General features: G+C 37.3%; 20 protein-coding genes. 15 read left to right on the top strand and 5 right to left on the bottom strand.

Annotation, left to right across the window (positions count from 1 at the left end; genetic code table 11):
- Positions 1–87 precede the first annotated feature (87 nt).
- The 5 genes from U5907_10205 to U5907_10185 all read left to right on the top strand — a co-directional run bounded on the left by U5907_10205 (position 88) and on the right by U5907_10185 (position 7,926).
- Entirely contained in the window at positions 88–1,350 is a 1,263-nt protein-coding gene (locus U5907_10205; GenBank protein ID WRQ32940.1) for an efflux RND transporter periplasmic adaptor subunit, read from the top strand.
- Between the two features lie 18 nt (positions 1,351–1,368).
- Positions 1,369–4,503, top strand: coding sequence for an efflux RND transporter permease subunit (locus U5907_10200; protein ID WRQ32939.1), 3,135 nt, complete (start codon positions 1,369–1,371; stop codon positions 4,501–4,503).
- Positions 4,504–4,510: 7 nt separating this feature from the next.
- Positions 4,511–5,689, top strand: coding sequence for a TolC family protein (locus U5907_10195; GenBank protein WRQ32938.1), 1,179 nt, complete (start codon positions 4,511–4,513; stop codon positions 5,687–5,689).
- Between the two features lie 11 nt (positions 5,690–5,700).
- Positions 5,701–5,970, top strand: coding sequence for a hypothetical protein (locus U5907_10190; GenBank protein ID WRQ32937.1), 270 nt, complete (start codon positions 5,701–5,703; stop codon positions 5,968–5,970).
- Positions 5,971–6,084: 114 nt separating this feature from the next.
- The gene (locus tag U5907_10185; protein WRQ34099.1) at positions 6,085–7,926 is read left to right on the top strand and encodes a heavy metal translocating P-type ATPase; all 1,842 of its coding nucleotides are present in this window, start codon (positions 6,085–6,087) and stop codon (positions 7,924–7,926) included.
- 374 nt (positions 7,927–8,300) lie between these two features.
- Here U5907_10185 and tnpB read toward each other — a convergent pair whose 3' ends face one another.
- Positions 8,301–8,657: an IS66 family insertion sequence element accessory protein TnpB gene (gene tnpB / locus U5907_10180; protein ID WRQ32936.1), complete on the bottom strand. Its 357-nt coding sequence runs from the start codon at positions 8,655–8,657 to the stop codon at positions 8,301–8,303.
- Complete coding sequence (locus tag U5907_10175) at positions 8,650–9,015, bottom strand: hypothetical protein (protein ID WRQ32935.1); 366 nt, start codon at positions 9,013–9,015, stop codon at positions 8,650–8,652. The genes tnpB and U5907_10175 overlap by 8 nt, the downstream gene beginning before the upstream one ends.
- Positions 9,016–9,064: 49 nt before the next feature.
- Here U5907_10175 and U5907_10170 point away from each other — a divergent pair, with 49 nt between their 5' ends.
- The 9 genes from U5907_10170 to U5907_10130 all read left to right on the top strand — a co-directional run bounded on the left by U5907_10170 (position 9,065) and on the right by U5907_10130 (position 17,097).
- Positions 9,065–9,781 (top strand): IS3 family transposase, encoded by a 717-nt coding sequence (locus U5907_10170; protein WRQ32934.1) that lies wholly within the window; start codon positions 9,065–9,067, stop codon positions 9,779–9,781.
- A gap of 347 nt (positions 9,782–10,128) precedes the next feature.
- The gene (locus U5907_10165; protein WRQ32933.1) at positions 10,129–10,530 is read left to right on the top strand and encodes a hypothetical protein; all 402 of its coding nucleotides are present in this window, start codon (positions 10,129–10,131) and stop codon (positions 10,528–10,530) included.
- On the top strand, positions 10,527–11,669 hold the full coding sequence (locus U5907_10160) for an AAA family ATPase (GenBank protein WRQ32932.1): 1,143 nt from the start codon (positions 10,527–10,529) through the stop codon (positions 11,667–11,669). Before U5907_10165 ends, U5907_10160 begins: the two co-directional genes overlap by 4 nt.
- Positions 11,666–12,784: a DUF6371 domain-containing protein gene (locus U5907_10155; protein ID WRQ32931.1), complete on the top strand. Its 1,119-nt coding sequence runs from the start codon at positions 11,666–11,668 to the stop codon at positions 12,782–12,784. Before U5907_10160 ends, U5907_10155 begins: the two co-directional genes overlap by 4 nt.
- A gap of 197 nt (positions 12,785–12,981) precedes the next feature.
- The gene (locus tag U5907_10150) at positions 12,982–13,761 is read left to right on the top strand and encodes a hypothetical protein (protein ID WRQ32930.1); all 780 of its coding nucleotides are present in this window, start codon (positions 12,982–12,984) and stop codon (positions 13,759–13,761) included.
- 176 nt (positions 13,762–13,937) lie between these two features.
- The gene (locus U5907_10145) at positions 13,938–14,783 is read left to right on the top strand and encodes a hypothetical protein (GenBank protein ID WRQ32929.1); all 846 of its coding nucleotides are present in this window, start codon (positions 13,938–13,940) and stop codon (positions 14,781–14,783) included.
- An 11-nt stretch (positions 14,784–14,794) separates the two neighbouring features.
- Positions 14,795–15,109 carry a hypothetical protein gene (locus tag U5907_10140; protein ID WRQ32928.1) on the top strand — a complete coding sequence of 105 codons (315 nt, stop codon included), beginning with the start codon at positions 14,795–14,797 and terminating at the stop codon, positions 15,107–15,109.
- Positions 15,110–15,269: 160 nt separating this feature from the next.
- Positions 15,270–16,304 (top strand): reverse transcriptase family protein, encoded by a 1,035-nt coding sequence (locus tag U5907_10135; GenBank protein ID WRQ32927.1) that lies wholly within the window; start codon positions 15,270–15,272, stop codon positions 16,302–16,304.
- Positions 16,305–16,551: 247 nt separating this feature from the next.
- Positions 16,552–17,097, top strand: a complete 546-nt coding sequence (locus U5907_10130; GenBank protein ID WRQ32926.1) for a hypothetical protein — start codon at positions 16,552–16,554, stop codon at positions 17,095–17,097.
- A gap of 529 nt (positions 17,098–17,626) precedes the next feature.
- Here the strand turns inward: U5907_10130 and U5907_10125 are convergent.
- Together U5907_10125 and U5907_10120 are read right to left on the bottom strand one after the other, a co-directional pair.
- Complete coding sequence (locus U5907_10125; GenBank protein WRQ32925.1) at positions 17,627–18,265, bottom strand: vWA domain-containing protein; 639 nt, start codon at positions 18,263–18,265, stop codon at positions 17,627–17,629.
- 286 nt (positions 18,266–18,551) lie between these two features.
- Entirely contained in the window at positions 18,552–20,057 is a 1,506-nt protein-coding gene (locus tag U5907_10120; GenBank protein ID WRQ32924.1) for a site-specific integrase, read from the bottom strand.
- Between the two features lie 828 nt (positions 20,058–20,885).
- Here U5907_10120 and U5907_10115 point away from each other — a divergent pair.
- Positions 20,886–21,260 carry a heme-binding domain-containing protein gene (locus tag U5907_10115; GenBank protein ID WRQ32923.1) on the top strand — a complete coding sequence of 125 codons (375 nt, stop codon included), beginning with the start codon at positions 20,886–20,888 and terminating at the stop codon, positions 21,258–21,260.
- A gap of 22 nt (positions 21,261–21,282) precedes the next feature.
- On the opposite strand, the gene U5907_10110 is transcribed toward U5907_10115, so the two are convergent.
- Positions 21,283–22,080, bottom strand: coding sequence for an MBL fold metallo-hydrolase (locus U5907_10110; GenBank protein WRQ32922.1), 798 nt, complete (start codon positions 22,078–22,080; stop codon positions 21,283–21,285).
- Between the last annotated feature and the right edge of the window lie 6 nt (positions 22,081–22,086).

The following is a 22,086-nucleotide window of genomic DNA, read 5'->3' as shown; positions in this document are numbered from 1 at the left end:
ATATCAATACTCATTCAAATCAATATTTTTCACAGGGAGTAAGGCTTGTCAGACTTTGCTACTTCCACAATTAAAATAATTAGCAAAATGAAAACGTACATAATAGGTTTATTTGTTGTTATCGCAATAATATTTACCGGATGCAACTCCGGTCAAAAAAAAGACAATCAAAATTCACGGGATAAACATGAGCATGTAGATGGTGACGGACACGACCATTCAAATGAAAAAGACCACGATCATTCGGACGATGATGGGCATGACCATGCCAAAGATGGTAATCATTCCGAAGATGATGGGCACGGTCATGGAAAAGAAAGTGGAAGCATAGAAGAAATTGTCTTTTCCAAAGAGCAGGCAAAATTAGTCGGGCTTACTACTGAAGCTGTTTCTCCCGGAACTTTTTATCAAGCAATTAAAACAAGCGGTCAGATACAGGCATCACAAGGGAATGAAGTTGTCATTGCAGCAACGTCCAATGGGATTGTATCTTTTACAAATCCCTCAATCACTGATGGTACTGCAATAAATGCAGGTCAATCGGTTGTTACTATATCTGCTAAAAAACTATTAGAGGGAGATCCGGCAGCTAAAGCAAAAATCGCCTACGACATTGCCCTTAAAGAATACCAAAGGGCAGAAGGTCTTGTAAAAGATCAGATTATTTCGGCGAAAGATTTTGAACAGTCTAAACTTCGTTATGAAACTGCAAAAACTGCATACGAAGCGCAGGCTTCCAATATTACAGCATCAGGTATAAGCGTAACCTCCCCTATCAGCGGATATATAAAAAACAGATTGGTTGCACAGGGAGAATATGTTTCTGTCGGTCAACCGATAGCTACTGTTTCACAGAATAAGCGTTTGCAGTTAAGAGCAGAAGTATCGGAAAATAATTTCAAGATGCTGAAAACCATAAGCAGTGCCAATTTTAAGCCTGCTTATGATAATGTTGTTTATAAACTTTCCGATTTGAACGGACGTTTATTGTCATATGGTAAATCATCGGGAGAGCAGACGTTCTATATTCCGGTAACATTTGAATTTGACAATATCGGCGATATTATACCGGGTGCATTTACAGAAGTTTACCTGTTATCAAGCCCACAAGAAAATATAATCTCTGTTCCCGTATCTTCTGTAACGGAAGAACAGGGCTTGAACTTCGTTTATTTAAGACTGGACGAAGAAGGATATAAGAAACAGGAAGTAATACTTGGTCAAAATAATGGTGAAAGGGTACAAATACTTTCAGGACTGAAAAAAGGCGATGAAGTAGTTGTAAAAGGTGTCTATCAGGTAAAACTGGCTGCCACTTCATCAGTAATGCCTGAAGGACATTCACATTAACCCTTAACACGAATTATTATGTTGAACAAAATAATTAAATTCTCGCTAAACAACCGGATGGTTGTTTTAGTGGCATCCGTATTATTAATGTTGGCAGGAACTTATACTGCCGTTAATATGGAAGTCGATGTATTCCCGGATTTGAATGCACCGACAGTCGTTGTGATGACAGAAGCAAAGGGTATGGCACCCGAAGAAGTTGAACGTTTGGTAAGTTTTCCTGTTGAAACAGCATTGAACGGAGCGACAGATGTGCGCCGTGTGCGTTCATCTTCTACCACAGGATTTTCCATTGTATGGGTTGAATTTAATTGGGGAACGGACATCTATCGAGCCAGACAGATTGTGTCTGAAAAATTATCCGTAGTAAAAGATGATTTGCCCTCCAATGTTGGTAATCCGACATTAGGGCCACAGTCATCCATTTTGGGAGAATTAATGATAATCGGTCTTACTGCAGATTCCACTTCATTACAGGACTTACGAACATTAGCAGACTGGACAATCCGCCCCCGTTTATTATCGACAGGCGGTGTAGCACAAGTTACTGTAATAGGAGGTGAAATTAAGGAGTATCAGATTTTACTTAACCCTGAAAAGATGAAACACTACGGAATCGGGTTGAATGAAGTGATAGAAGTAGTTACTGAAATGAATCAGAATGCCGCCGGAGGTGTTTTGTATGAATATGGAAACGAGTATATCATACGTGGGGTACTTTCTACCAATAAGGTTTCAGCATTAGGTAAAGCAGTCATCAAAACCGTTAATGATATTCCCATACTTTTGGAAAACATAGCAGATGTACAAATAGGAGATAAGGCACCTAAGCTGGGTATTGCTTCAAATGATGGTAAACCTGCTGTGTTGATGACGATAACCAAACAGCCCGCGACAAGCACACTGGATTTAACAGACAAACTGGATGAATCCCTTGCAGAATTACAGCAGACATTACCTGCTGACGTGAAAATTTCCACCGATATTTTCCGCCAAGCCCGTTTCATTGACAATTCAATTAATAACGTGCAAAAATCTTTATACGAAGGAGGGATTTTTGTAGTAATCATATTGGTTATCTTTTTGATGAACGCCCGTACAACCGTTATTTCGCTTGTTACGATTCCGCTTGCATTAGTTTTTGCCATACTTTCCCTTAAATTCATGGGTTTGACTATCAATACCATGAGCTTAGGCGGTATGGCTATTGCTATCGGTTCTTTGGTCGATGATGCTATTGTGGACGTTGAAAATGTATTTAAACGGCTACGGGAAAACAGACAGAAGCCAAAAGAAGAACAAAAAACGGTATTGACCATTGTTTTTGAAGCGTCAAAAGAGGTACGTATGCCTATTCTTTACTCAACGCTTATCATTATTGCCAGTTTTGTTCCTCTGTTTTTCCTTTCAGGAATGGAAGGACGTATGCTTGCTCCTCTGGGAGTAGCATTTATCATGGCATTGATTGCCTCTACGGTTGTTGCTCTTACGCTTACACCTGTATTGTGTAGCTATTTATTAGGTAAACCCCGAAAAGGAGACAAACCCGAACGTGAGCCTTATATTGTCAGGAAAGTGAAAATTGTATATGAAAAAGCCCTAAAATGGGCACTCACTCATAAAAAATGGGTACTTGGTATAACAGGTGGTGTTCTGGTGGCTGCTGTAATCATGTTTTTTACATTAGGTAGAAGTTTTTTACCCCCATTCAACGAAGGTTCTTTTACAATTAGTGTGAGTACAATGCCGGGAATATCCCTTGCAGAATCCGATAAAATGGGGCGCATAGCCGAAAATATTCTGCTTTCTGTTCCTGAAATACAAACCGTAGGACGTAAAACTGGACGTGCAGAACTGGATGAACACGCTTTGGGCGTAAACGTATCAGAAATTGAAGCTCCGTTCATTCTTGACAAACGTTCCAAAGATGAAGTATTAGCCGAAATAAGGGAAAAATTGAAAGTATTGCCGGGTGTCAATATAGAAATCGGACAACCTATTTCACATCGTATCGATGCAATGCTATCGGGAACACGGGCTAATATTGCTATCAAACTGTTCGGAACAGATCTGAATAAAATGTTTGCTTTGGGAAATCAAATCAAGGCTTCTATTGAAGACATTGAAGGCATTGCCGATTTGAATGTGGAACAGCAGATAGAGCGTCCACAATTAAAGATAGAACCGAAAAGGGAAGTAATGGCTAAATACGGCATTACCTTACCCGAATTTGCAGAGATTGTCAATATAATGTTGGCAGGGGAAGTTGTTTCGCAGGTCTATGAAGAAAACAGGTCTTTCGACCTTACCTTGAAAGTGAATGATGACAGCCGGGAAACAGCCGACAGGATTAAGAACCTGATTGTAGATGCCAACGGACGTAAAATACCATTAGGTAATATTGCTGAAATAACTTCGACGACAGGCCCCAATACGATTAACAGAGAGAATGTCGCCCGGAAGATTGTTATTTCAGCCAATGTCGCAGGACGTGATTTAAGAGGTGTGGTAAATGATATTCAAAAGACGGTAAATGAAGAAATAACTTTGCCGGAAGGCTATCATATTGAGTATGGCGGACAGTTTGAAAGTGAACAGGCTGCTTCCCGTACCTTGCTCATCACATCAATCTTTTCTATTTTGGTGATATTCCTGTTATTGTATGCGCAATTCAAGAGCATAAACCAATCCGCCGTTATTCTTCTGAATCTCCCATTAGCTTTAATTGGTGGCGTATTTACCATATTCTTTACTACTGGGGTTATGAGTATTCCTGCTATTATTGGTTTTATATCGCTTTTCGGTATTGCCACCCGAAACGGAATGCTTTTAATATCTCGTTACAATGACTTGGTTGCAGAAGGTTATAGTAAAATGGAAAGCGTAATACACGGTTCATTAGACCGTTTGAACCCAATCCTGATGACAGCATTAACTTCCGGTCTTGCGCTTATTCCGCTTGCTTTAGGCGGTGATCTTCCGGGTAATGAAATACAAAGCCCGATGGCGCAGGTTATTCTCGGAGGATTGCTTACATCTACGCTTTTGAATGGTTTTATAATTCCTATCATGTTTCTGATGACCAACAGAAAAATGGTTGCAACAGAAGTTTTGGAAGAGAGTGAGAATGAAAATGAAGAAAACAATAAATAAGATTCAAATGAAAACGATCATAATAACCATATTGATATTGTTCACGGGCATTACCTTGAATGCTCAAACAAATATCAACTCTGTATTGACTTCGATAGAAGAAAACAATACAACATTAAAATCGCTCCGTGAAAGTGCGGATGCGCAGAAGTTAGAAAATAGAACGGGTATTTATCTTGATAATCCGGAAGTGGGCTTCAATTATCTGTGGGGAAATCCCACAGATATTGGGAACCGTACCGATTTGAGCGTATCACAGACTTTTGATATTCCTACCATAACCGGAATGAAAGGCAGGTTAGCTAATGGGAGGAATGATTTGGTGGAGTGGCAGTATAAATCCGACCGAATGAATATTCTTTTGGAAGCAAAACAGTATTGTACCGAATTGATATATTACAATGCCTTGAAAAAAGAGTTGGATTTACGTTTGCAACACGCCCAAACAATCGCTTCGGGATATAAAGAACGTATGGATAGAGGCGATGCAAATATATTGGAATATAACAAAGTAAGTCTGAATTTATCAACTGTACAAGGCGAAATATCCCGTATCGACGTTGAGCGGAATGCCTTGTTATCGCAACTGAAAAGGCTGAACGGGGGAATTGATGTAGTATTGAATGATACGCAATATAATCAGGTTGAACTCCCTTTGAATTTTGAAGACTGGTATGTTCAGGCGGAAGAAAAGAATCCTGTTCTCGCCTATGTAAAGCAGGAAATAGAAGTCAGTAAAAAACAGGTATCGTTGAGTAAAGCTATGGGGTTGCCTACTTTTTCGGCAGGTTATATGAGTGAAAAAGTAGTCGGTCAGCGCTTTCAGGGGATTTCTCTGGGTGTATCAATTCCATTGTGGGAAAATAAAAACAGGGTAAAACAAGCTAAAGCTGCTGTCAGGGCTGCCGAATCACGGCAAAAAGACAGTAAACAGCAGTTTTACAGCCAAATTCAGATATTGTACAATCGGGCATTTGGATTGAAGCTGACAGCCGATAATTACCGAAAATCACTCATCAATGTTAATAATACCGATTTGCTAAAAAGGGCACTTGATGCCGGAGAAATTTCCCTGCTTGAATACATGGTTGAAATTGGTTTGTATTATGATACGGTTAATCAGGCATTGGAAGCCGAAAGGGATTATCAAAAGGCTTTTGCTGAACTATCAGCCGTAGAACTCTAAAATGGGATGCCATGAAAAAGCAGCAAAATAAAAAGAAGGGCAATAGCATTGCCAAAAAAAAGAAATTAAGCTCAAAGGCTAAAAAATGGATTATAGTAACAAGTATTGCCGTTGGAGTAATATTAGGCGTTTTACTGTGGTACTTTGTTACCAGATGTGGGAATCCTCATTGTTTCTTTCATAATTGGCCACTAAAAGAGGTTTTATTCTTTGGGATTTTCTTTGCTCTTATGCCATTTGCGTTTTTTAATGAGGACTTGTACAAGAAGTATAAACAATAAATTATAATAATTATGAGTAATTGCAGTAGTGGTAGTTGTTCAGTAAACACTACCGGAAAAGAAGAAAATTTTTCGCAAAAGAAAGCATATATAAGGGCTGCCATTTCATTTGTCATGTTAATAGCAGGCATAATCTTTTCTACCGCAGACCTGTCTTTCTTTTCAAATAATTGGATAAGGTTGGCATGGTATATAATAGCATATATTCCGGTTGGAATACCTGTAATTATAGAAGCATGGGAAAGTATTCGCCAGAAAGATATTTTCAGCGAATATACATTAATGAGCATCGCAACTATCGGGGCATTCTTCATTGGAGAATACCCCGAAGGGGTTGCCGTGATGCTGTTCTACGCTGTGGGAGAGCTGTTTCAGGATAGTGCAGTAAACCGAGCAAAAAGAAGTATCAGTGCATTGCTTGATGTACGTCCCGAAACAGCAACAGTTATTAAGATGGATAAAACCGAAACGGTTTCGCCGGAAAATGTAAATGTAGGTGATATAGTAGAAGTGAAGGTAGGCGAAAGAGTTCCTCTTGACGGAATTTTACTGAACGAATCGGCATCTTTTAATACTTCGGCACTAACTGGCGAGAGCGTTCCCAGAACGATACGGAAAAGTGAAGAAGTATTTGCTGGTATGATACTTACTGACAATGTATCAAGAATTGAGGTTACAAAACCGTTCGGCATGAGTGCTTTGGCTCGTATTCTTGACCTTGTTCAGAACGCAACCGAAAAGAAAGCACCTGCTGAACAGTTCATTCGTAAGTTTGCCCGAATATATACTCCGATAGTGGTCGCATTGGCAGCACTGATTGTATTGTTGCCATTAGCATATTCTGCTATCAATCCCACATTCGATTATGTCTTTTATGACTGGATTTATAGAGGGCTTGTATTCTTGGTAATATCTTGTCCGTGTGCATTGGTAATAAGTATTCCGCTTGGCTATTTTGGCGGTATAGGAGCCGCTTCGAGGAATGGTATATTGTTTAAGGGAAGCAACTATCTGGAAGCAATTACAAAAGTCAATACGGTGGTAATGGATAAAACGGGAACGCTGACACAAGGTGTTTTCAGTGTTCAGAAGATAGTCCCTGCAAACCATATTATTGAAACAGACTTAATAAGTCTCGTTGCTTCAATAGAAACGCAAAGTACGCATCCGATAGCTAAAGCGATTGTTGAATATGCCAATCAGCAGAATCTTGAAGTTATTAAACCGGAGATTGTAAATGAAATTGCAGGCTATGGGCTTCAAGCATCAATCGACAAGAAAATAGTATTGGTAGGTAATCCCAAATTATTGATTAAAAACAGTATTGAATTTCCTGTGGAGATTACTACAATACCCGAAACGATTGTTGTTTGTGCCATTGACGGGCTATATGCAGGCTACATCCTTGTGGCGGATGCACCTAAAGAAGATGCAGCCGTAGCCATAAATGCTTTAAGGGAATTAGGTATCAAAAATATCGTAATGCTTTCCGGCGACAAACAGGCTATCGTTTCAAAACTGGCAACAGAACTAAACATCGGTCAGGCTTATGGCGATTTACTTCCCGAAGGGAAAGTCGAGTATGTAGAACAATTGAAGTCTAATCCTTTAAATAACATCGCATTTGTTGGCGACGGAATAAATGATGCTCCCGTTCTTGCCATGAGTGATGTAGGTATAGCTATGGGGGGATTGGGTAGCGATGTTGCTATCGAAACAGCAGACGTTATCATACAAACAGACCAACCGAGCCGGATAGCAACTGCAATCAGGATCGGAAAAGCAACCCGCCGGATTGTCATACAAAATATAAGTTTGGCTTTCGGCGTAAAACTTATTGTGTTGATTTTGGGCGCAGGAGGGGTTGCTACTTTATGGGAAGCGGTATTTGCCGACGTGGGAGTGTCATTATTGGCAATACTAAATGCAATAAGGATTTTGCGGATGAAACTTTAAATATGTCCGTTTTATGATTTTGGGAATAAATATGTTAGTATAATAATTAATATCCAAAGTAGCTCAATAAGTAATGGAACCCTGTTTTATCAGGCTTTGGTATAAATAAAGTGCGGAAATATGATTCAATTTACTTCCAGTCTTAAAAAAGAGGTTGATATGAAAGTTGAGCAAATTGAATGCTCGGAAATCAGTATAGTTACAAAGTCGTTGGAGGCTTCCCGTGTACTTACCGATGCGTTCAAGCATTTGAAAGCATTTATCTTGGCATATGATTTTCATAATGAAGAAGAAGAAATATTATTTTTCAAGGAAATTAAGCCCAGACTATGTTTTAGATTAATATATTACCAAATAATTACCAATATTTTATGCTAAATATTTACTCTTTTTAATCGCCTTAATCTTGTCGCCGGGTCATCCATAACTCCCTCAACCATCATCACCAGGTCAAGCCAGTTCATTTTGACACTACCTTGCTCAGGATCTCTTGAAGGAAGGCGAAAACGACCCTCTTCAAGCAGTTTGGAGTAGATAACAAGACCACCTGGCTCCATATGAAGTAGTTTGATTCTGTTACGGGCCTTGTTAACGAAGATAAAGACATCTCCGTTGCGTACATTGAGTCCCATATTGTTTGTTACAAGACCACTCAGGGTGTGGTAACTCTTGCGCATATCTGTGGGCTCACTGTAGAGAAGGTAACGCATGCTGTCATTAAGACTAAACATTGCGGCGGCCTGAGGTTGAAGCGATGATAGTACTTAACATGAGTGAGTCCATAATACCCCGGATACGGAACTCAGCACCGGAAGGGGTACGAAGCTCAATCTCAATCTCACCCTGGCCGATTAATGGCTGTTTTGCACTTTTGCCTCGTTTAGAAGGTTTGATTAGACTGCCAGAATGAAGATCAATGGGAAGAAACTGACCCTCAGAGACAACTGCAGACTCTTTTAGCTCTCTTGATTTGCGCTTCCAGTAGTAATACTTGTGATGGCTAACTCCTCTGCGTTGAAGAAAGGACCGGATGTCAGTGGTTGATGATAAAAAATCCTGTTCCAGTTGTTCGTACTCCTCTAGTGTCATGACGTTTAATTTTAAAACAAAATTAAATAGGCCAAACTAGGGTTACAATATGGGTTTTATCGGATGCCTACTGAGAAACATTGATTTTCTTTATACTGAAGATCCAACCAGAGGAACCAGAAGAATGTATCAAGCTTTTAAACGTTTGGGCTTCAACATTGGCCGATACAAGGTACGTTCTCTAATGCGTTTGATGCGTATAAAGACCATTTATTGTAAGCCCAGAACAACATTTTGTGATCCGGCTAAATACAAGTATCCCTACCTTTTGAGAAACTTACCGATAAATGAAACCAATCATGTTTGGGCAATAGATATCTCCTATATCCCTCTTAAAAAGGGTTATATGTATCTCTTTGCAATAATTGATATCTACAGTCGATATCTTGTGGGTTGGAGTTTGTCAAATACAATGACAGCTGAGTGGGTTGTAAATGCAATTTCTGATGCCATTATAAGATATGGCTCTCCCAAAATAATCAACTCAGATCAGGGAAGCCAGTTTACATCTGAAGAATATATCAATTTCCTTAAAGAACAAGAAATACAGATATCTATGGACGGAAAAGGAAGAGCAACAGACGATTCATTCGTTGAGAGGTTTTTCAGGACTATCAAATATGATAAAATATATTTAGAACTCCCTGAGAATGGTACAGATTTGCATAGGTGCTGCAGCGAGTTTGTAAATTTTTACAATAATTTGAGAGAGCATTCAAGCCTGGATTACACAACGCCGGCAAAAATATTCAACAAAGCGGCGTAATTCCTAATTCAAAATTTATATATTTGTCAAAGAACTACTTACGTGAATAAATTAAAAATTCAATAAAAAACTGTCTGAAAAACTAGACCATCTCATAAGATAATTTTTTATTTGATCCCGGTAATTGTTACCTGATTGTTACCGGAAGAATCAAGTTATTTTTGTAACTATCTGAGAAAGATTCCATTCTATTGTTACCTGCAAAAACCTATTTTACGTAAACACGATAAATTCCTGATTTATTACGTTTTTACACAATTTTGTTACGGGTCAGACGATAAAATCCAAGTTATCATTCTGGTCCCAAACACCGAACGATACCACTGCTTGGAGGTGGATGGGGAGGGGTGCAATTCCTGATTATTCATATTATGGGAATTGATGTTTATACTCTTGCTATGGAGTATCCTGATGTAGTCATTCAGGTAAAAGTAACTGACTTGATTGAAGCAGCTCGTGTATTAGCAAAGGATCTTGCAACATTAAACGAAGAAAAGAGAAGGGAGAAAATCTTACCCGATACTCTTTTAACGAAAAAAGAGGTAATGGAGTTATTGGGTGTAGGTGAAACTACCCTATGGAGATGGGATACTAAATATAACTATCTGCACCCGGTAATGATTGGTTCAGAACGTCGCTGGCTCTGGAGAGACATATCTGCAATAATTGAAGGTAATATAACTGATCATTACGGCAAGCCTGTCTGGAGTGTAGAAAAATCCAACAATCCATATAAAGATAGAAGATGATGGGAGCGGGAGATAGCTTTACAGATAAGATCTCTTTGGAGCTTGAGAAAAATACCGGTGTCAACGATGAATGTAAATATGTTGGCATGCTCTCAATCAAGACTGCCAACAAATCTGTTGATGATGCCCTAAAGATGCCTGACCCGGTGGACCTATATTATGGGCTCCTCAACGAGGGGGAGGTGGCCTGTCTGTTTGCCGACTCTAATGCCGGCAAATCCATTTTTGCAGTGCAAATGGCAGATTACATATCCAGGTATAGAAAAGTTATTTATGTGGATTGTGAGCTATCGGAAAAGCAATTTCAGCTGAGATACACAAGTAAAGAACTGGGGTTCCGATATTATTTTTCTAATAACTTTTACAGGGCGGAGATTGATCCTGCACTAGTAGGCGTAGAGAATTATGAACAGGCAATCATCAAAGACATTGAGGATGCTGCCCTGCAGACTGATGCTAAAATAGTGATAATAGATAATCTTACATACCTCTGTAACAGTTCTGAAAAGGGTGATGTGGCGGGATTATTTATGATGAAGTTGTTAGCCCTGAAAAAGAAACACTCTCTTACTCTGTTAATAATCTCCCACACCCCTAAACGGAATTTAAGCAATCCCATTACCCAAAACGACCTGGCAGGCTCCAAGAAGCTCTATAACTTCTTTGATAACGTCTTTGCCATTGGACAGTCTGCAAAGGATAAGCGAATCAAGTTTGTCAAGCAAGTGAAAGTAAGAGCTAGTGAATATATCTATGATTCCAATAATGTCATTATTTATGAAATCACAAATGATAATGGTTATGTCCATTTTCTTCATAAGGGGTATGGAAAGGAGTCTGAGCACCTGAAGGAGAAGAGTGATGACGATGATTTGCAGAATCATTCTACCATTATGTTCTATCATAAAGAGGGGAAATCTGTCAGGGAAATTGCCGATTTGGTCAACATGAGCAAAACCACAGTTCACCGGATTATCTCCCAGGAGAAAAGGAGGGAGGATTTTTCCCAGGATGGTTCTGTCCCATGTGAGGACGCGGGACAGGAGGGACAATCGGGACAGGTGCATCCTCTTCTGTTTAAATCTGAAATGGAGGATTCATCCATTTTCGAAATTGATGAAGATTTTGATGCATTATGAAAGAGTCACATACATACTTCCTGCAACCATACAAAGGTCCCGGAAGCCGTTTTACCTGTCCCGCTTGTGAGGACAAACACTGCTTCTCTCTTTATGTGGATGAAAACGGAGATTATTTAAATGAGGCTGTTGGAAGGTGTAATCATGAAAGTAGTTGCGGATACCACTATACACCAAAACAATTTTTCACAGACAATCCAACTGCTCGCCCCAACTGGAAAGATAACTTTTTCCATATACCTCAAACAACAAAAAAACCAACAGTAAAAATCAGAATATGTACAATAACAACAGATATTATAAACAGCTCGGTAAACCCATCAATAGACAGCGATTTCACACTATTCCTCTCAAGTTTAATTGGCAGAGAAAAAACCCTAAAAGTCATCAAAGACTACTTTATAGGAGTAACAAAAAACAGGGATGTGATTTTCTATCAGATAGACAAAGAGGGCCGGTGCCGTACAGGAAAGATAATGAAATATAACAGGGTGACTGGCCGACGAATAAAGGATGAAAATATTGGTGGAAAAATAACCTGGGTTCACTCAATTTTGAAACAGTCAATCAACCCCAAATTGCGTCTGCCGGATGACTGGACTTTAACTCAGTGTCTGTTTGGGGAGCATCTGTTGAAGAAATATCCATTTAAAAATGTAGCTATTGTAGAGAGTGAGAAGACTGCTCTAATATGCAGCTCTTTTTGGCCGGAGTATTTATGGCTGGCCACCGGTGGGAAGTCTCAGCTTAATGACCGGCTCCAGGTATTGAAAGGGCGTAAAATTGTGGCTTTCCCGGATGTGGATGGATACCAGGAGTGGAAGGAGAAGTTGTCTCAAATAAAGGATCTTGATATAACAGTCTCTGACATCCTGGAGAAGAGTGCCACTGAGGAGGACAGAATCAATCATGTGGATATTGCGGACCTGCTGATTAGGCAGCACCGGAAAGAGTATATTCCGATTATTCCGGTTGAGGAGCAGAGAGATCCGATGAAGAATATGACATTTCTGAAGGTGAAGGAGCTGGGGGATTTTGGTAATGAAGAAGAGCTAGCTTTGTTGATTGAAGAGATGGAATTGGAGATGGTGGGGGTGAAGAGAATTGGAAATTAAAAAAGAATAATTAACTTCATGACATTCTTATAGATGTCATATTTTATCCTAAAAGAATTTTGTCAATGAATTAATTTTGTTTTAGAGAAATGCATTATTCCATAAACGTGTACATATCTCTATTTTTTGGAATGATATATTCAATAAACATGGATCTATAAACAAGTTGTAGCCAATTTTAGAAAACCGAACAGCAAATGAGATACATATTTTCAATATTGATTTTTTCGCTTTCACTTTTAGCTTACGGACAGGATAAAAATGATATAAATGTTCGAATAAATAACGAGCCTCTTGATTCGTTACCCAAGTTTGTGATTAAAATGGACAAAACTGAATATTTTTTAGACTCAATTCCAAATTCCATAAATCCCAATTGGATAGATAAAATTGAAGTTTTAAAAAGTGAGGAGCAAAAATATCTTTATGGAAACGGGAATGGAGTAGTTTTAATTTATCCCAAGAAAAAATATTTCAAACAGATTAGTTCGCTGCTTGAAACAATACCGAACAATCAAGAGCAGATTGACAAACAGACATTGGATAGTATTTATTTAAAAGCCTTAAACAGCCGGATTGATTTGCAATTATCGAGTGGATGGAAATTCATTGAGCCAAACGAGCAGATTGATAGGATTAAAAATAACTTTGACCATAATAGTGTTTATAAATTTCTTTCAGCAGATGAATTATTTGATTACGCCTATAAGCACGGCAAGTCATTAAAGTTATATAGAGTTACTCATAAACAGATTTCAAATGATACTATTGATATAAACTTCGGCTATTTGGCATTAAAAGTAAAAAAAGGAATTTTCTTTAAAAATGGATTACATTTTCGAGAAGCAAATTATTCCATTGCATGTGGTGGAACAAATGGATATATACCTGATTTCCGATTTGTTTATGACAAGGAGACTAATAACTGGAAAATAATTGGGGGTAATTGCAAAACACCAGAATGGACAGATAAATAGATGATTAAAAAAATAAAAACTGGCTACAACACGCAATATAGCCAATGGCGGGGGCTGTGGGAGTTTGAAGCTTTCTGTCCCGTATCAAGGTTTGTAACGGTGGATAAGGACGTAGCCCGCAAACCGCCACTGGCCATATTGCCAACGTTACCTGCAAGCATAAAAAAAGAGACAGAATGAGTACGAAAGTAGAACTAAACAAAATAATGAAGCTTTTTTCAATCTTTACTAGTAAGAAATGGATTGAAATAGAAGGACATGATGAAACTTTAAAGAAATTTGGAGAACTAATCGAATCTTTAGATGATATGCAAGTTGATTTATTACTCGAATTGACAGACCGTTATACATGGGTTACATATAATGATTATCAAACCCATTTAAGAAATATCCTTAAAAAGCTTTATGCAGAACGTTTAGAAGATATTGAAAGGTTATATATTTTTCCGATTATTAAACCAGATGATGAAAATGACACTAAAAGTGGACACGCTGTAATGTATATGATGACTGGTTTAAAAACTTCACTTCCTCAATTTGATAATATAAAAGTTAAAACTCTTGAGTCATTTGAAGACGTTAGCTCTGATAAACTGAAACTTACAAGTAAGGATTATATCATTTTAGTAGATGATTTTATTGGTAGCGGAAAGACTTTAGAGAATACTCTTTCTGAAATACTCAAAAATGACACAATAAACGATAATATGTCAATTGCAACTGTTGTAATCCAAGAAGTTGCATTAAAGTCTTTAATTGAAAGAAACATTAATTGTATATATGGCATATCAATGGATAAGGGTATTAGTAGTTATTATCAAGAACCAGATTTAACCACTAAATTAGCAATTATGCAAAAAATCGAAGATAGAATACCAAAAGTCAAAGAATATAGACTGGGATACGAAAAGTCAGAAGCTCTGGTAACTTTAATAAAAACACCAAACAATACATTTCCAATTTTTTGGAAAGAATATGTGCATAAAGGAAAAACATTAAAAGCGCCATTTCCAAGATATTAAAAGATTAGATTATGAATGAAAAACACCTATATACGCTATTTTCAATTATTAAAAATAATGGTGATGTCAAACGACTTTTAAGGGCAGGTCTTGACTACAAAGAGATTTCAGAGATTACTAGTCAAGCTATATCTGAAGGCTTTATTATTTATGAAAGTGATAATGTTTCGCTTTCAAAAAAAGGGGAAGAAATATTTAGAGAACTAGAAAGCAAATTAAAAATTACAGACAAAAATAAATGGATTGAACCTAAAAATGCTAGTAGAATTCCTGTTTTAGAAAAAGATTTTATATTTTTGCCTAAGCAAGACGAGCTTCATTTTTAGCAAAATAAAAGGGTGGTGAAGTCACCTTCCCTAGTAGAGAACATATTTTCAAGCTTTCCGAGCTTTTAAAATTTTAAAATCGAAGATATTTAAAATTTCAAAATCTCGGATGTTTCGAATGGGGGCTGTGAACAGCTCCCCATTCAATAAGAAATTTGATATGAATAAGAAATTTGAAGCTTACAAAAACAAATTTGTAATAAAAGCCTCGGAAAATGGATACTCCGTGGAAAATATTAATAAGTGTCTTGCATATGCGGAACCTTTAATAAGCCGTGACCTTCCTGTAATTTATAATACCTCGCATTTTTGCTCACTTGTTGGATATAATAAGAGCTATATTAAAAAAGCTGCTCTTTATTCGAAATCTTTTTATAGAAGTTTCCCCATCAAGAAAAAAGATGGTGGTTCACGGATAATTTCTGAACCATTACCTAGCATGAAAGAAATTCAAGACTGGATTTTACAAGAGATTTTGTATAATGTAAAAGTCAGTAGGTATGCTAAAGCATATATCCACAAAAGAAATATTAAAGACCATGTAAAATATCACACAAAATCAAAGAAAATTCTGACAATGGATATAAAAGATTTCTTTGGTTCTATAAAATTTGAGTTAGTTCAAAAAATGTTTGAAGACATAGGTTATTCTGCAATACTATCAAACTTACTAACAAAACTTTGTTTTCTAGAGAACAAACTACCACAAGGAGCTCCTACAAGTCCATATATATCAAATATAATCCTGAACGGTTTTGATGACGCTATGTCAATTTATTGCAGAGAAAATGATATTAAATATACTCGATATGCGGACGATTTAGCATTTTCAGGTGAAATAAAAACAACAGAATTAGTAAAAAAGGTTAGACAGGAATTGAATAAGCTTGGGTTAAAAATTAAAGGAACGAAAACAAAGCTTATGAAACAGAATCACCAACAGATAATTTCAGGGATTATTGTAAATCAAATACCACAAGTTCCCAAAAAAGAAAGAAATGACATTCGAAATATAATGTTTTACATTAAGAAATTTGGTATTCAAAGCCATATGGAAAAGACCAATCAAAATAAGAATAATTACTTGGAACATTTACTTGGAAAAATAAATTACATTTTATCTCTGAATTCGGCAGATAAAGAATTTATAGAATACAAACAGATACTAAAGGGCTTAAAAAATGCCAGCAGGTAACACATGGTATAGTGCATGCGGGTTTCAGAGGTTTTTGAAGGTTCGTGGCTCGTAAAAAAAGTCGGTGTAAACTGATAGGAAATCGCCTCGTAATCCCGCACGACACCATACCATCAACCGTTATCGGCAAGCTAAAAACTGAGATAGCATCTGTTTTTAATTATTTAATTAAAACATAGCCTATAAAACAAGAAGACAAAGAACCGACAATATGCATTTTACAGAACGAAAATATTTAATACTAAGAATGACAAGAATACTTATATCCTTTTTCATTGCTTTACTTGTTGGTAATGGAACTATTGTGGCTCAAGAAAAGAAAACTAATACAATAGAAGCAATTGGAAAACATTTATCAGAATTGTTAATTAATAGAGGTAATATTAGTGAGTCACAATATGCCATAGACATAGAACGATTATTCCCAGATGAAGATTTTTCCAAATATGAAGACAGTCCTGCAGAATTTATTGTGGCAATGCTTTATGGCTCGCAACTGCTTTTACCTGAAACTTGGGCTGAGTTATTGCTGCAAGCTGACAGTTTAAACGTAACAAGGAAGGCAAAATATTTAAAGACCTATTATAAAGAAGGGGGAAAAGATAGTTTCACATTAACCTGCGTACTAAAACAATCGTCAAAATATTATGCCTTTAGTGCTGTAGTTTTAGGATGGGAGGAAGAAAAATATGTTATGAGAATTTATAAAAAGATGAAGAAGTACAACAAAATAGAAGAGTTGGAAAATAATCTTTTTAATATTGCTATTGAAGAAGCAATGGAGGAATTATAAGAATTGAATGAAGAATCTACGAATATTAAAACTGAACCTTTTAAATTCTGATGAAGAAAGTGTAACAAAAGAAAAAGCCAGCCGATAACAAGCAATATAACCAATGTCGGGCGCAGTGGCAGCTTGAAAGCGTCTGCCCCGCGCAAAGTTTTGTAACTGTTGACAGGGAAGTCGCCCGCAATCCGCCACTGGTCATATAGCAAACCGTTACCACACATACAAAATACAAATAAATAAGCATTATATCCAACCAATAGCGGGTATAGTACGATAGTGCCAGGCAAAATTTGTCTCAAGTGTCCCATCTGTCCCGCTATTAAAATGGGACAGGACACCAAAAAAACAATCGCCCCCAATTTGAGGGCGATTTTTTACATCTTATCTATCAGGTCGGCTATATTTTGAATATTCAGCTTGAGGTTTAATGGTTATATATTTTTTCATGCAAACTCGCAAGCAGGTTAAACATAAGCTTAATCTGATTTGTCCCTGGAAAAAAAGATTTAGGAAAAAAGTTGAAGTGTTTCATTTATTCTTTATCAAAATAATTATCATTGTCGCTGAAGTTTGCGAACATAGATACATTCTTACTGTATTTGATCCTGGCATTTTTGTCAATATCGAACATTTGTTTAATATCTTCGTCAGATCTGCTAAATTTCAGTGTGTTGGTTATAGAGATTGAGAGAGCAATTTTCTCTACATCATGATCTGTTCCAATATATGTGAATGTCCAGTTCTCTTGTTTTAGCTCCTCAACCATTGCCTTAATAGAGTTTACCGAGTACTCCTTAGAGTTGTTCTCTTCTCCGTCTGTGAGGACGGTTACAAGAACATTGTAGTTGCTTTTATCGGTCAAAGCCTGTTTCAGTGTAACTAACGCAAAACCCATTGCATCAAAAAGAGGAGTGCATGCGTTAGGGCAGTATTTTCTGTCATCTATCTGTGATAGTTTACCTGCAGGATCGACAAGGTGTATAAATTTTGTACCAAGGCTGTTGAATGTTACAAAGGAGATAAAGTGCTCCTGCTCTGGAAACTGTTTTTCAATTCCGTGAATAGTCTGAACCAGCTCATTAAATCCCTTGATAATGGTGTTTTTTATTGACTCCATTGAGCCACTCTCGTCAAGAATAATTAAGTTGTGAACCTGATGCTTGTTTTCCATAATTGATATTTTATAAAGTTGTCGATAATTTTTAACAAAGATCAGTTAATGGATTGACAAGTTTTGACAAAATAGATAACCTTGTTACTAAAAATTTAAATTGCCACAAAATCTGGGTTTTAAGGGCTATTTTGTAATGGTCTAAAATCTTGGGCAGGTATGAATTTAGAATTAAATCCCTATCATATTAAAAAAAGTATGTAAAATTTGCTGTCCCACCTGTCCCGCACTTTAAATTGGGACAGGACACCAAAAACACTATCGCCCCCAATTTGAGGGCGATTTTTTACATCTTATCTATCAGGTCCGCTTTTATATCAATATTTATAGTTCTATACCTGGCAAAGGCCCTGCTTCCCTCTTTGTGTCCGCTGAGGCTGCCGACCAGGTTTGGATCCTGGACCTTATTGTAAAGGTTACCGACAAAGGTTCTTCTGGCCATGTGCGAAGAAGCGACATCTGCTATACTTTTCTGTTCAATTTCACCTGTGGTTGGGTTAATCAGAGATACTGAGCGTGTAATCCCACTAGCTTTAAATACCTCCTTGATATATTCATTATAACGTTGTTGTGCAATCAGAGGAAAAATGGGGGCATCAGATTTAGTAGAGGGCTTAACCTTTATTGCTTTATTTTTATTCTCTTTTGAATACCGATTGTCTACAAGTACCTCATTCTGCATATATTCATATTTCTTCAGAATTTTTAAGGCCGTCTCACTAAGAGGGACAGATACAGTAATCGGATTACCCTCTTTGGTCTTTCTTGGTATGTAATTAATACACTTGCGATCTCCTCTTGATGTTCTTTCTGTTATTATGTTAGACTGGCGCATAGAGTATAAATCGCTAACTCTACAACCAATATAACATTGAAATATAAAAATATCCCTCTGCTGCTCTAAGCGTTTGTCGTAGGATAGATCTGTTTCATAAATTATCCTTCGCTCCTCATCAGTAATGAAAATTGGGGTACCATATACACACTCTGAAATCTGACGTTCCTTAAATGGATTATGTTGTGTTTTTCCTGTTTTATTTGCCCAAATAATGAATGTCCTGAGAAGTGTAAGAAGTCCTTTTACATAATTATCTCCCCTTGGTTTTGGTGGACGACATTCCGGAAATTGCTTAAAAACAGCTTCATATTTTTTGACAGGAACCAGTACTTCCCCACTCTGATTATCATTCTTACCTGAAGCTTTATTAATCACCTTAAAAAAAGTGTGTTCTTCTCTTAAAAATCCCTCAAAATCAACAAGGATTATTGGATTTAAGGAATCAAATGTTATTTCATATTTTTTGAAAAGAGAGTACCGCTTAAGGGCACGATACAAAACACGAAAGTGGTTTATCCGGGTCACTGAAAAATGGGATAATGCGAGGTAATCATCAAAATGGTTGAAGAACGTTTTTGGTTTTGGAACTATAACTCTTTGTTCGCTCACATCTCCATAAATATACATGTCTACCTTTTTCTGGAGCCAGTCTAAAGTGATATTGGCAGGTTTTTCTGAGGTTATCATATCTTCAAATAACCTGCACATCTCCTCAACTTTGTTTCTGACCTCTTTTGCCTGGGTAATTTCAGGTGATGGGATCCTGGATTTCACAACGATCTCTCCAGGGGCGTCCAGCCCCTCTCTCTGTTTGACAAAAAACTTAGAAGAGATGAATAGATGAGTCTTAGCACGGAGAGCTATATCATGTCCATGACGCAGCCTCAGCAGAACTTCAGACTTCCCGGAATCGGGGTTGATTTTCTTTGCAAGAATCTTCAGTATCTTAGTCATAAAGATATTTTTTTAAGCATCTCAAATATAAGATACGGAGAAAAAATTCTTGTGCTATTTTATCAATTTCACGTCCGCACCACGTCCGCAAATCTGAAAATAGATGAAATTATCCTAGAATTCCTGAAATAGTAAAAATTTTATAAATATTTGGCATTCTGATAATTAGGGTGCTTTATGGCTATGAATCAATGAAATAAGAAAGTGCCTTTTGAAGTACTGGCGAGTTCTGTTCCGGGCACCAAGGAAAGCCACAAACTAGTTAATATTAGCTATTTGCGGCTTTTGTCTTTTAAAAATCCCCGACTTTATCCCGGTTGACCTAAAGTTTCCCACATGTGCATTATAATATTATACCTATAATTTAAAGGTGAATTCACCGTAAAGTTTAAAACCCGTAATGCTGTAACGCTTTGATTATCTGATTGCAGAAACTTAACATGACATATCACATGTCAGGTAAAAGTGATTTTTGCTGCTTTATTGAGAATTACAGTGGCGCAGGTATGACGGACAACCGGCCGGGAACCGGCAGTATAAACTGCGAAGCACCTTTTAAACTTGGCGGGAGGCGGTGGTTTGACAGGGATATTCGTTTATCTAACAGGTAGTTAGGTGTTTAAAAATTGTTTTTTTAAAAAGTTTTTCAAAAAACAATTTGCAATTGCCAGATTTATAAGCACATATACGAATATCCCTATCAACCCGAGCCGGGCGTGAGGCCTGGCGGTTACCCGCCCGCCCGGCATGAGTAGCCAGCCAAATACTTTTTGTTCAGCCTCCTTTATTTTTTTATTATATTTGGTACAATTAAAAAATCAACCCGAGATGAAAAAGATTAATATTTTATCCGGAAAAGCTCTTGCAGCTATCTTCTCGTTTGCTCTTCTGGGTTTGCTAAGCATCAATGCCGTACTCTCAGGCGAACAGTCACCCAAGCCTATACCTGATGATGTCATGAAAATTCTTAACAACTCCTGCGGAAAGTGTCATAATCAAGGAGGAAGCGGAGCTGCTCTTGCAAATCTCAACTTTACAAAATGGGATAATTATGATGCTGTTAAGCAAGCTAAAAAGGCTGAGGCAATTTGCAGGACAATTACATCGGGAAAGATGCCCCCAAAATCCTTCGTTAAAAAGAATCCACAAGTAGTTCTCACAGAGGATCAGAAGATTTTTATTTGCACCTGGAGTAAGCAATAACCAGCTTATTTAATATGAGCTGTCAGAAATATATTCTACTTCCACAGCTGTTGTAAGTAATACTCACATCTTTCATACTATTCTTTAAATAACAATAACTGTCAATGCCGGTACAATGGCATAATGACGCTCTCTTTAAAGAGCCGGAGGAGAGTTTATCCACAAGAAACAGGAGTCTGTTTTCAGAGGCATTGTTTGTATGTAGCCCTGCTACAATATTATGAACAGGTAAATTAAAATACTCCTCTGCTGAACGGATAATATTTGTAATACCTCTGTGAGAGCAACCGGAAATTACTGTAATTGAAATGCCATCATTATAAGCCACATATAATTCATCTTCAAATAAATCTCCGTTTATAAAACTTGTATCGGATTGATTGAATATTGAAATTTCAGGCATGATAAATAATCCGGGATAAATCTCCAGTGGATTCTCCACAAAAATCAACCTTCCGGCAGAGAGAGAGTTATCGTGTCTGAATCCAGTAAACCTCGAACCATTATGTTTAGGTATAAGTGCAGACTCCTTTATATATACTAAAGCATTTTGATTTAGTTTAAGAAAAGAATCCAGCCCTCCTGCATGGTCATAATGTCCATGACTAATAAAGACACTGTCAATTTGCCTCAGATCAATATTCATAACTGCAGCATTCTTGGCAAAAAGATCTCCCTGACCTGTATCAAACAGATGTCTTGAAAGAACATCTCCCTCTTTATTTACAATTTCAAGTAAAAGAGAGAGGCCATGTTCAGCACCCAACCCCTCTCCTGTTACATGATTTTCAACAAGCGTAGTAATTTTCAAGACTTTCATTTACTA

Source organism: Bacteroidales bacterium MB20-C3-3 (assembly GCA_035609245.1).
In the GTDB taxonomy this organism is placed as follows: Bacteria; Bacteroidota; Bacteroidia; order Bacteroidales; family UBA932; genus Bact-08.
Note: the sequence above shows the minus strand (reverse complement) of the source record. Positions and strands in the feature narration are given on the sequence as shown.